The organism is Streptococcus agalactiae, assembly GCF_949788565.1.
GTDB classification, from domain to species: domain Bacteria; phylum Bacillota; class Bacilli; order Lactobacillales; family Streptococcaceae; genus Streptococcus; species Streptococcus agalactiae.
This window is the reverse complement of sequence record NZ_OX460931.1, coordinates 418,336-429,414: the sequence shown is the minus strand read 5'-3', so window position 1 is coordinate 429,414 and position 11,079 is coordinate 418,336. Positions and strand designations below refer to the sequence as shown.

General features: G+C 33.9%; 12 protein-coding genes. 9 read left to right on the top strand and 3 right to left on the bottom strand.

Annotated elements, in window-relative coordinates:
* The first annotated feature begins 232 nt into the window (after positions 1-232).
* On the top strand, positions 233-1,426 hold the full coding sequence (locus QOR44_RS02425; protein ID WP_000564874.1) for a YSIRK-targeted surface antigen transcriptional regulator: 1,194 nt from the start codon (positions 233-235) through the stop codon (positions 1,424-1,426).
* 194 nt (positions 1,427-1,620) lie between these two features.
* Here QOR44_RS02425 and QOR44_RS02420 read toward each other — a convergent pair whose 3' ends face one another.
* A complete protein-coding gene (locus QOR44_RS02420; RefSeq protein WP_000237802.1) occupies positions 1,621-2,145 on the bottom strand; it encodes a TetR/AcrR family transcriptional regulator in 525 nt (174 codons plus the stop codon).
* A gap of 131 nt (positions 2,146-2,276) precedes the next feature.
* On the opposite strand from QOR44_RS02420, the gene QOR44_RS02415 reads away from it, so the two are divergent.
* The 8 genes from QOR44_RS02415 to QOR44_RS02380 all read left to right on the top strand — a co-directional run bounded on the left by QOR44_RS02415 (position 2,277) and on the right by QOR44_RS02380 (position 7,418).
* On the top strand, positions 2,277-3,140 hold the full coding sequence (locus tag QOR44_RS02415) for a cation diffusion facilitator family transporter (protein ID WP_000203282.1): 864 nt from the start codon (positions 2,277-2,279) through the stop codon (positions 3,138-3,140).
* A gap of 84 nt (positions 3,141-3,224) precedes the next feature.
* Positions 3,225-4,079 carry an aldo/keto reductase gene (locus tag QOR44_RS02410; protein WP_000132676.1) on the top strand — a complete coding sequence of 285 codons (855 nt, stop codon included), beginning with the start codon at positions 3,225-3,227 and terminating at the stop codon, positions 4,077-4,079.
* Between the two features lie 109 nt (positions 4,080-4,188).
* Positions 4,189-5,226, top strand: coding sequence for a zinc-dependent alcohol dehydrogenase family protein (locus QOR44_RS02405; protein ID WP_000861550.1), 1,038 nt, complete (start codon positions 4,189-4,191; stop codon positions 5,224-5,226).
* A gap of 15 nt (positions 5,227-5,241) precedes the next feature.
* On the top strand, positions 5,242-5,631 hold the full coding sequence (nmlR, locus tag QOR44_RS02400; RefSeq protein WP_000547676.1) for a stress response transcriptional regulator NmlR: 390 nt from the start codon (positions 5,242-5,244) through the stop codon (positions 5,629-5,631).
* Between the two features lie 9 nt (positions 5,632-5,640).
* The gene (locus QOR44_RS02395) at positions 5,641-6,036 is read left to right on the top strand and encodes a cupin domain-containing protein (RefSeq protein WP_001158467.1); all 396 of its coding nucleotides are present in this window, start codon (positions 5,641-5,643) and stop codon (positions 6,034-6,036) included.
* A 23-nt stretch (positions 6,037-6,059) separates the two neighbouring features.
* The gene (locus QOR44_RS02390) at positions 6,060-6,377 is read left to right on the top strand and encodes a carboxymuconolactone decarboxylase family protein (RefSeq protein WP_000660666.1); all 318 of its coding nucleotides are present in this window, start codon (positions 6,060-6,062) and stop codon (positions 6,375-6,377) included.
* A gap of 86 nt (positions 6,378-6,463) precedes the next feature.
* Positions 6,464-6,748, top strand: coding sequence for a DUF2316 family protein (locus QOR44_RS02385; protein WP_000955820.1), 285 nt, complete (start codon positions 6,464-6,466; stop codon positions 6,746-6,748).
* Between the two features lie 238 nt (positions 6,749-6,986).
* Entirely contained in the window at positions 6,987-7,418 is a 432-nt protein-coding gene (locus tag QOR44_RS02380) for a GyrI-like domain-containing protein (RefSeq protein ID WP_000948275.1), read from the top strand.
* A 43-nt stretch (positions 7,419-7,461) separates the two neighbouring features.
* Here QOR44_RS02380 and QOR44_RS02375 read toward each other — a convergent pair whose 3' ends face one another.
* Both QOR44_RS02375 and hupY read right to left on the bottom strand, forming a co-directional pair.
* Positions 7,462-7,851, bottom strand: coding sequence for a pyridoxamine 5'-phosphate oxidase family protein (locus QOR44_RS02375; RefSeq protein ID WP_000632623.1), 390 nt, complete (start codon positions 7,849-7,851; stop codon positions 7,462-7,464).
* Positions 7,852-7,863: 12 nt separating this feature from the next.
* Positions 7,864-11,031, bottom strand: coding sequence for a leucine-rich repeat adhesin HupY/LrrG (gene hupY, locus QOR44_RS02370; RefSeq protein WP_000162167.1), 3,168 nt, complete (start codon positions 11,029-11,031; stop codon positions 7,864-7,866).
* Positions 11,032-11,079: the final 48 nt, after the last annotated feature.

Genomic DNA, 11,079 nt, shown 5'->3' with positions numbered 1-11,079 from the left:
CTTTACTCTGTATAACTCTATACAGAGTAAATTATAGGCTTAAACAACAAATATTAGAATATCTATACTTTTTTATCTAATCTAATCTGCTTTTTTTTTATATATAATTTGACTTTTTCGATTTTTTGAATCATATTTGGTTAAAAAAGTATCGACTACCTAATTATTCTGTTGACTTTAAAGAAATATTCTCTAAAATAGATAACATATTAAATCAAAGGTGGTAACTCATATGATTGATTTTCTACTGTTGAAATCATTACACAGTCTTCTAGGTCTAACTATTACTGTTTGTGATCAAAATTTTTCTGTTATCAGAGAGTATAAATCCGATAAAACTATTTCACTTTTTTACAATCATTACCTTATTTTAAGTAACTTTAGTAAAACTCAACATGATTTTTTATTTCATTATGGCTCTTTAGGAGAACTTTTTCTTGTCCACCATATTCAACAATATTATATTATCATCGGTCCCTGGCGTAGCAATGCTATTGATCCTTTACTTCTTAAGAAAAAGCTGACTGAAACACAAATCAATGCTAGTGAACAAGACTACTTTATTGATAGACTATCCCAATTACCTTTCTTCTCACTTAGTCAAATCCGAGAATTACTAATAGTAACCAATTATTGTCTAACTGGGGTTGTGAAAGATAAATTATCAGAGCCCTTACATTACTACACGAAAGGGTGGAGCAACTCCTTTGATCTAGATAAAATTAAGCAATTTTCTAAACAGAATATGAGTTCTTACAAATATCAGTATCATTTTGAAAATAATATTCTCAAAGCTGTTAAATCAGGTAGTGAATTTCTTTTGAAAGAAACAGTGGAACAATTTAGCAATTCTATCGTACCTATAATCAGTGGAGATGAATTGCGATCTGAAAAAAACTACTCCATCATGATTTATGATCGTCTCTCACAGGCTACCATCCAAGCAGGACTTGATATCGAAACAGCTTATCGAGCAAGAGATCGTTTTATAAAAGAAAACGAGTCAACTATAAGTCTAAATGAAGTTTTAAAATTACGTGATACTGCTATCTTATTCTATACTCAACAAGTTCATTCTTTAAAAAAACATCTCGAAACCCCTCATTCTCAAACTATTGTCGCAGTGATTCGATATCTTGAAAATAATCTAAATCGCTTTATTAAAACAGAAGAAATAGCTAAAGAATGTCACATGAGTGAATCGAAGTTACGAAAAATATTTAAGCAAGAAAAACACATCCCTATTCAACAATATTTTCTAAACTTAAAAATCGAAGCTGCTAAGCAATTACTAGATGAAAATAAGAAAGTAGAAGAAGTTTCCAATTTACTTGGATTTTCCACTTCTTCTAATTTTTCAAGGACATTTAAAAAAATAGTGGGAATTAGCCCACTAGAATATAAGCAAAAGCCTAAGACAATATAGTAATCGAAGAATATTCATTTTGCTTATGGTGACATCAACAATCCCAAAGAAACTCTTTCATCAAGGGGACTTTTTTATCTCCCGAATTATACTCAATTAATCTAATAACTTCAACTCGCTATATTAGACAATCAATCCATTCATCACCTCTGATAACGCTAATGAAATAAGAGAATCTCCTAACTCTCTATAATTTACCTCTCTACCATAGTTAAATAATATTTTAGTAAATCTTCAACAGTCATTTTCTGTCTTTGATGAAGCCACCACTTTAAGGTCTCGATAAAACTGGATAAAAGAAATTGTTTTAAGAAATCTTCAGGAATGTCCACCTTTGTAATATACTCCTCACGCAATCTAGGGTAAACATCGTGTTCTAATTCACTTCTAAAGCGTAATAAAAAATAGGGATCGTCAGATAGTAATAACGTAGCGATACTATCTTGATTTTGTTCAAAATGTTTTAAGATATGAACTAAATACTCTTCAAACGTAACATCTCTACCCTGCTTAAATAAGTGGTGAAAAAGGTCTTCACAGAGCTCCTTGAGTAACACTTCTTTGCTTTCATAGTGAGAGTAAAAAGTTGATCTTCCTACATTTGCAAGTCCGATTACATCTTGAACCGTTATTTTAGAATAATCATTTTCCTGTAGCAAGCTTATAAAAGCATTATAAATCGCTACTTTTGTTTTCTGAATTTGTCTATCTTTTACCATATAGGACACTTTCTAAGTTTTGTTCAGTATTGAACAAGTGTTCTTTTTTGTTTCTAGCAATTCTCTTTTATCTCCTAGATAATAGAAGAAAGAATCACACTACAATACCAGTATAACAAAAGGAGAAAAATATGACATCAAACAAAAAAGTGGCTATCGCTTTTATATTAAATATCAGCTTTTCCGTCCTTGAATTCATCTTTGGAAGTCTATTCTTCTCAGGAGCTATCTTAGCCGATGCTGTTCATGATTTTGGTGATGCAATAGCTATTGGCATCTCAGCTACTTTAGAAAAAAAATCTAAGAAAGATGAAGATACGATATTTTCATTAGGTTATAAACGTTTTAGCCTTTTAGGAGCTCTTATCACAAGTCTAATTCTTATAAGTGGATCTATCTTAGTCATGATAGAAAATATTCCAAAATTGTGGCATCCTACTCCTGTTAATTATCACGGCATGTTTATTCTAGCTGTCATCGCTATTATCATTAATGGTCTAGCTAGTTTTATTCTCCATTCTGGTCAAAGTAAACATGAGGAAATATTAAGCCTTCATTTTTTGGAAGATATTCTAGGGTGGTTAGCTATTATTGTTATATCTCTTATCTTAAATTGGAAACCGTTGTATATCCTTGATCCATTATTATCAGTTGCCATATCTACTTTCATCTTATCTAAAGCACTTCCTAAATTACTATCAACCCTGAAACTTTTTTTAGATGGTGTTCCAGATTCCATAGATTACGCTGCATTACATGATGAACTTAAGGGACTTTCGCAAGTAAGATCTATCAATCAACTCAATATCTGGTCAATGGATGGTATTGATAATCGAGCAATCATTCACTGTTGCTTAAATCAATTGATATCTGAAAAAGATTGTAAAAGAGCTATTCGAACGATTTGCCAACATTATAAGATAAACGATGTTACTGTTGAAATCGATTATTCTTTAAGAGAACATCAAAATCATTGCAAACCATTAAAAAACTAACCTGAGTGTTAGTTTTTTCCTTGACTTGGAGTTAACTCTAAGTGTTAAGATTAGGTCAATACTAATGAAAGAAGGAAAATAAAGATGACAGATACAATGATATTAAATGACAATCATAAAATACCAACTTTAGGTTTAGGTACGTGGATGATAGATAATGATAGGGTAGCTCAAGTTGTTAAAGATGCTATCGAATTAGGCTACCGCCATATTGATACTGCACAAGCATACAACAATGAAAAAGGTGTCGGTGTAGGGATTAAAGAGTCTGGTATTAGACGTGAATCTTTATTTGTTACGACTAAAATTGCCGCTGAACATAAAGATTATGAAAGTGCTACAAAATCAATTGATCAATCACTAGAAGCTTTAGGGCTTGATTATATTGATTTAATGATTATTCATAGTCCACAGCCTTGGAAGGAATGGCGTGAAACAGATAAACATTTTGACCAAGGAAATTTAGAAGCTTGGAGAGCTTTAGAGGATGCTCAAAAATCTGGTAAGATGAAATCCATCGGTGTCTCAAACTTTTTAGAAAAAGACTTAGAAAATATCTTAAAAAATGGTCATGTTAAACCTGCTGTCAATCAAATCTTAGCTCACATCGGAAATACACCTTTCGACTTGATTGATTACTGTCAAAGTAAAGGTATTCAAGTTGAAGCCTATTCACCAATTGCACATGGACAAGCATTGAAATCTGATGGTATTCAAAAAATGGCTGAAAAATATGGGGTTAGTGTTGCTCAATTATGTATTCAATATTTACTACAATTAAACCTGATCGTTTTACCAAAGGCTTCTAGTAAAGAACATTTACAGTCTAATCTAGACTTTGACTTTGTAATTAGTGACGAAGATATGTCGATATTAAAATCACTTATGTTTGACGATTATGGGGAATTTTCTAACTTCCCTGTTTTTAGTGGAAAATGAAACCATATGCGGATTTTTACAGATGTTTAATTTTCAAAATTTTTAAGTTTTTCTTGACTTGAAGTTAACTCTAAGAGTTATAATGAAGTTATAGAAAAGAGGTAAGGTTATGAAAGTAGCTACATTTATTGAACCTGGCAAAATGGTTATAACTGATACACCAAAACCAGTCATTGAACAAGAGACAGATGCTGTTATCAAAATTGTTAGAGCCTGTGTTTGTGGTTCAGACTTGTGGTGGTATCGTGGTATTTCAAAACGTGAAAGTGGTTCTTTTGCAGGTCATGAGGCTATTGGTATCGTTGAGGAAGTTGGTACTAAAGTAACTGACGTGTCAAAAGGTGATTTTGTTATTGTTCCCTTTACACATGGCTGTGGCCAATGTCCGTCTTGTAAGGCTGGATTTGATGGAAATTGTACAAATCATCAAGCTGCAAAAAATGTAGGATACCAAGGTCAATATCTACGTTATACTAATGCAAACTGGGCATTGGTTAAGATCCCAGGACAACCTTCTGATTATGATAATGAGACTCTTAACTCTCTGCTCACCTTATCAGATGTAATGGCAACTGGTTATCATGCTGCAGCAACTGCAGAAGTTAAAGAAGGTGACACGGTAGTTGTCATGGGAGATGGTGCTGTTGGACTCTGTGGTGTTATCGCTGCTAAAATGTTAGGTGCTAACCGTATCATTGCAATGAGTCGTCACAAAGATAGGCAGGAACTAGCATTGACTTTTGGTGCAACGGATATTGTCGAAGAACGGGGTGACGAAGCCGTTAAACGTGTTTTAGATTTAACCAATCAAGCAGGTGCCGATGCTGTTTTAGAATGTGTTGGTACAGAGCAGTCTGTTGATACAGCTACCCAAATTGCTAGGCCTGGTGCTGTCATAGGACGTGTTGGTATCCCACAAAATCCAGACATGAATACCAATAATTTATTCTGGAAAAATATCGGCCTTAGAGGTGGCATTGCTTCTGTAACAACATTTGATAAGTCTGTCCTTTTAGATGCTGTTCTAACTCATAAAATTAACCCAGGCTTAGTTTTTACAAAATCCTTTGTATTAGATGATATTCAAAAGGCTTATGAAGCAATGGATAAACGTGACGCTATCAAATCCTTAGTGATTGTTGACTGAATATCGAGGTTAAAAATGCATATCAAAGAAGTTAGTAAAAAGACTGGCATTACGTCAGATACCATCAGGTATTATGAGAGAATTAATCTTATTCCCCCTATTCATCGGAGTGAATCAGGAATTCGTGAGTTCACACAAAACGATATTGATATTTTAGAATTTGTCCGCTATTTTAGAGGCGCAGGTGTTTCCGTTGAAAGTCTCATTGATTATATTCATTTGGTTGAAAAAGGCGATTCCACTATCCCAGCTAGGCTAGAAATTTTAAAAGATGAACGCGACAATCTTGAAGATAGGCTTCAAGGCCTCCAAGAAGCACTTAATCGTCTAAATCACAAAATAGACAATTATCAAAATAAAGTTGTTCCTAGAGAACAAGAACTTTTTGATCCAACAACGAAATGAGGAAATCTTATGCAAGAAACAACTAAGTCTATCTTTCCTAAGGGTGAAAAAAATCCATATGGTGAATTCTTTATTGGGCAATCCTATCTCGCAGCATTAGCAAAATCTCCAGATGGGAATGTTTCAGTTGGAAATGTAACCTTTGAAGCAGGCTGTCGTAATAATTGGCATGTTCATTTGGACGGTTATCAAATCCTTCTCGTTACAGAAGGTTCAGGTTGGTACCAAGAAGAAGGAAAAGAAGCAGTATCATTAAAACCAGGCGACGTTATCGTTACAGATAAAGGTGTTAGACATTGGCATGGTGCTAAAAAAGATTCTGAATTTGCACATATTGCGATTACAGCTGGTAAGAGTGAGTTTTATGAAGCTGTTAGTGATGAAGAATATTCAAGACTAGGTTAAATTCAAGTAAGGAGGAATCCATTATGAAAGAAAAACAAACAGCCGGACGTCGTCAATTAGAAGAATTTGCACCTGAATTTGCCAGATATAATGATGATATTTTATTTGGTGAGGTTTGGGCAAAAGAGGATCATTTAACAGATAAAACACGTTCTATTATTACTATATCTGCCTTAATTAGCGGAGGAAATCTTGAACAGTTAGAGCATCATCTTCAATTTGCCAAACAAAACGGAGTTACTAAAGAAGAAATTGCTGACATTATCACTCACCTCGCTTTTTATGTTGGATGGCCAAAAGCTTGGTCAGCCTTTAATAAAGCTAAGGAAATTTGGATATAAAATAACAGACATAGCAAGAGAGATACTTTCCCAAAAGCCAAAAAGAAAGATCAACCAATTATTAAACCAACTATTAGGAGAATGATATGCTTACTATTCAAGAAATGAAAGATACAACCTTTGAATTACAAGAAAATTTTAGAAGGTTAAATTATCCTATTAAACAAGTTGCTAAAGACTTGCAACTTAATATCAGTGAAGTTGAATCTCTTTTAAGTCTTGATGTTACTTATCCTGGAGATGTTTGTATGCTGAGAGATTATCTAGAAGATATGTTGAAAAAAGAGGGTAAAGAAGTTTATCCATTTTCTAGATTAGCATCTCATTCAGCAAATCGTTGGTACCCTTATGAGACACCATGGCGTTATTAAAGAATAAAGATTAATCCATCATCTTTAGAGAAATAAACAAAAATAGTCAATAGATTTTTTTTAGAAAAAAGCTATAAAATAAGTGCCTCTTAGAGAATACTCTATATCATAAGATTTCTTCTTTGAACCATATCATTCCAAAAGAAAATTATGATTGCTAACAAGACAATTATTCTAAAAAGAAACTATTTTAACGACTCTATAATTACTTAAGGAATCATAAAGAATAAAGATTTTTATGCTATCATTTCAAATTGTTGAAAAGCCAGCAATGATACTTGCTGGAGTAACTTTAGAAAATGTAAAGTCAAATCAAGAAGGTATCCAGCAAGCCATTGGCATTTGTAAAACACAACCTGATTTTCGTTTCGATTACAGTGCCACTTATCAAGTAGAGACAAGTGTCCAAGCCCCAAAAGGGTTAGAAATTATTAGGATCCCAAGCGCTACCTATGCAGTCATTTCTGTTAAAGGTCCAATGCCATCGAGTCTTCAAGAAACATGGCGAAAAATAATACAAGGATTTTTTCAAGAGAATAATCTAAAACCAGCTAACTCGCCAAACTTAGAAATTTATTCATCTCAACATCCACAAGATACTGATTATCAAATGGAAATTTGGCTTGCTATCGCAGATATTACTAATAACTCGAAAACAAACTTAATCTAGTATTGCTTAATATAAAAAAGCCCCTTCTTGAGGCTTTTTTATATTAAGTGATTTCTTTACCTGCATTAGCACCAGACTGTAAATTAAAAATACGCTCGACATGAATAATACCAACTGCTTTCGGAACCCCCATGCGTCCTTCTGCCCATTTTTTCGCTGCTTCGTAATAAGTACCTTCTGTTTGAATTTCAGCAGTTCCCACAAACCTGTAACCTAAAAGGCGTTCACGATCAACAAAGGCAATTTCAATTTTCCCATTATCTTCAATGTTAATACGAGTTTGACCATCTGTATTTTCATTATAAATAAACGTTTTATCATCCCAGAGACGCATAGAACGTTTTGGGCCAATATTGGGTTGACCTTTAGCATCAACCGTCGCGACCATTGCTAACTGACTATTAATAATCTCTTTCATTTCTTGTGTAATCATATTAATTTCTCCTTATTTTCTTGCTCGTTTTCCTTTTTTCCCAGCAGTTACTAGGAAAAGCAAACATAAACTAACGTATCCTAGAATCTCGTATATAAAATTATTTTTAGAACTTGTTTGAGGTAAATTTACATCAGACTGTGACTTATGTAATTGCTGCTCGGACCTTATTGGTGTTACAGCTACAGAATTATTAGTCTCCGCATTTATATTATGACCTTTAGCCACTCTATCACCGTCTGCCTTTTCATTAGGTAAAGCCTTATCAAAAATCGGCGTTTTATAATCAACTGGTTTTGAATTTTTCTCCACTTGTTTTTTACGATAATTTGGGACTGCATTTAGGTACCCCTTAGGTGTCTTAGGAATCAATCGGTCTGCTTCTGCCGCTGCATTTCGGATAGCTTGGAAAAATCCTAATCTATGATATTTTGCCAAAGGAATCTGACGTATTGCTTTAATCTTATCAAGGGAACTATTTAAAATATCTTTAATATAAAGACCTTCATAATCAGCTAAAGTGGCAACTGCCAAGGCATGATAACCTTCATTATCCTCGTCAACATTTAATACAGGATTACCATATGCATCTTTTTGTCCCTCGCCAATAGTATCACTCATATCAAGTGCATAAATCAATTTTCCAGACTTGTCAAAATAAACGTTCAATCCGATATAATATTCTGGCAATGGTAAAGGCGTCTTTAATAAATAAACTCCTTGTACCATTGTAGCTTGCGCTAATGGTCCTTTTCCCTCGACTAAATCTGTCAGCAAATCTAACTCTTTTTCCAAGCGCTTAACATTAGCTTCTTTAATAGCACTATTATTATAAGCTAATACCGCTTTGTTAATACTCCTCTCAAGCAAATGACCATTCTTTGTTGCCTTCTTGGTCACTAAAGCCTTCTCAGCTTTAGCTATGGCTTTATCCAAATCAACGCGATCAAGGAAAAATTGTGCTTCTTGAAGGAATTTTTGTTTTTCTCCTTGTCGGAGGTTAGATTTTGATAACAACGCTTTACCTGCAGTAGTCATTTCTCTAAACTGAGTTTGAGTAGTCTGACGTAATGTAGAGTAATCTAAACCTTCTAGTGTTTTTAAAACCTTTTCAAGGTCTACCATTGTAGAAGATAGCTTATCTGGATCAATGATAAAACGCTCACCATCTGCTAACATATGAGAATTATTATGTGTCCTAACAACCACTTTCTTATTAAAGCGTTTGTCCCCATCATTTTGATCAAAAGCATTAAAAGCAATCTGAGATAATGTAGATGAACCCTTCACTTCTTTCAAATGATTCCTTTTGAAAGCCTCTTCACGAATAGTCTGTAAATTTGGCGGTAAGACTACTTCACTAAGGGCATTATCCGAAAAAGCTTGGACCTCAATTGTCTTTAATTGTTTTTGCTCAGAGAGATTTACACTTTCCAGTTTATTGGATAAAAAAGCCATTTCACCAATTGTTTTAACCTTATTTCCGATAAACATAAGGTGAAGTGCACCATTTTGTCGAAAAGCTGAACGTCCTATTTCTTGTACAGATTCTGGAAGAACAATGGCGTAAATATGATTAATATGGAAAGCAGCATCACCTATTTTGATAAGTTTGTCTTTCAAGTCTAGAGTTCCAATACGATTATTCATAAAGGCTCCCTCTTTAATCTCTTCTAAATCTTCACTTGCTTCAAAGGATTTCAAGTTATTAGATTGAAAAGCAAAAGCACCTATTTTCCGAATAGTTGAGGGGAGCTTTATTTCTTCCAAATCATATTTACGTAAAGTTTTACTTTGAAAATCAACATTGCGAAAAGCGTTATCACCAATTTCAGTAATAGTAATACCATTGTGTTGTTTTGGAATTTCTAAGTTTTTATTACGTCTTACCTTTTGTAAGCCTTTATTTGAAAAACCTGTAATACTATTTTTTTGATAGGTAAAATCTTCCTCTAACCATTTGGTATAATCCATATCAGGCGTTGCACGCCACAATGATTTGTCCGGATTGACGTAAGTATTCTCAGTCGCAAGTTGATGTGGATTTTGGCCTGTCCGTGTGCGCAATACGACCTGATTGTTGTAATGTTCATCTCCTGGATTTCCTGTAAAAGCTTCTGATTCTATTTTTTCAAGTCCATCCGGAAGCATAACATTACTTAGATTATTATCTTGAAAACTTGCTTCTCCTATAACCTTAAGCTTACTTCCCAAAAACTCAACTGTTTGAATACGATTAGATTTGAAAGCGCGTTCTGCTAATTTTATCAAGTGATGTGGCAAGTAAAGCTTACCACCAATCTGGTTATCAAAAAAAGCTAATTCTCCAATGACCTTTAGGTTATCTGGTAACTTTACTTGTTTTAAAGACATGTGAGCAAAAGCATAGTCTGAAATAGTCTCGAGACTTTCAGGAAGATTAACCTCAGCAATATTCTTATTGTCCACAAAAGCATCTTGACCAATAGACTTATAACCATTTGGAATAGTAAGCTTAGTCAACTGGTAAGCATTAAATATTTCTCCCTCATCAATAATTTCCTTCTGATCAATATCTAAACGACTCGGTTTCCCATTTTCTCCTAGCCTACTTGTATATTCTGCAATGGCCGTCTTTTTATCTGGAGTAAAAGCAAAGCTAGCTACTTGTGTCAATTGAGTTCCATCTGCTGCATGACTTGGTAAAACTAAGTGTGATGTTTGAGATAACTTATTAATTCCAGATTTTGAAAAACCTACTAAAGTATCCCCTCTAGTTACGAAATCTTTTGCCTCCCAAGTTGATGTTTCTATGATTTCCTTTTTTGAAGCTGTATCCTGTTTTGATACTTCTACTTTGCTAGCATTATTACTAGAATTGCTTGCTTCTTGTGTAACCTCTGGTTTTGCTTTGAGGACTTGTTTAGGGTCATTTACTACTGACTCGGTTTTAGAACTAGAGTTATTACTATTTCCATCAGAAAATAAATCACTAACTGTTTCATCAACAGTAGAATTCTCTTTAGAAACATTTGTTTTCCTCTCATTATCTTCTTCGAACCAATCATCTTCTGAAGCTGACTGGGTTTGTTCTTGTTTGACCGATTCCTCTCTTTCTAATCCATATACCTCCTGGCTGTATGTCACTACTGATACTGTAGTAAGTGCCAAGGCAAGCGTTTTAAGATGTTTTTTTGTCATTACAATAAAGCCTTTCTAAAAGCCAATATATTTCTCTTAATCTTCTGA

Bases quoted from the DNA above. Each gene is read 5' to 3' on its own strand.
- QOR44_RS02395 (WP_001158467.1), top strand. From the start codon at position 5,641: ATGCAAGAAACAACTAAGTCTATCTTTCCTAAGGGTGAAAAAAATCCA.
- QOR44_RS02425 (WP_000564874.1), top strand. From the start codon at position 233: ATGATTGATTTTCTACTGTTGAAATCATTACACAGTCTTCTAGGTCTA.
- QOR44_RS02380 (WP_000948275.1), top strand. From the start codon at position 6,987: ATGCTATCATTTCAAATTGTTGAAAAGCCAGCAATGATACTTGCTGGA.
- QOR44_RS02385 (WP_000955820.1), top strand. From the start codon at position 6,464: ATGCTTACTATTCAAGAAATGAAAGATACAACCTTTGAATTACAAGAA.
- QOR44_RS02375 (WP_000632623.1), bottom strand. From the start codon at position 7,851: ATGATTACACAAGAAATGAAAGAGATTATTAATAGTCAGTTAGCAATG.
- QOR44_RS02410 (WP_000132676.1), top strand. From the start codon at position 3,225: ATGACAGATACAATGATATTAAATGACAATCATAAAATACCAACTTTA.
- nmlR (WP_000547676.1), top strand. From the start codon at position 5,242: ATGCATATCAAAGAAGTTAGTAAAAAGACTGGCATTACGTCAGATACC.
- QOR44_RS02420 (WP_000237802.1), bottom strand. From the start codon at position 2,145: ATGGTAAAAGATAGACAAATTCAGAAAACAAAAGTAGCGATTTATAAT.
- QOR44_RS02405 (WP_000861550.1), top strand. From the start codon at position 4,189: ATGAAAGTAGCTACATTTATTGAACCTGGCAAAATGGTTATAACTGAT.
- QOR44_RS02415 (WP_000203282.1), top strand. From the start codon at position 2,277: ATGACATCAAACAAAAAAGTGGCTATCGCTTTTATATTAAATATCAGC.
- QOR44_RS02390 (WP_000660666.1), top strand. From the start codon at position 6,060: ATGAAAGAAAAACAAACAGCCGGACGTCGTCAATTAGAAGAATTTGCA.
- hupY (WP_000162167.1), bottom strand. From the start codon at position 11,031: ATGACAAAAAAACATCTTAAAACGCTTGCCTTGGCACTTACTACAGTA.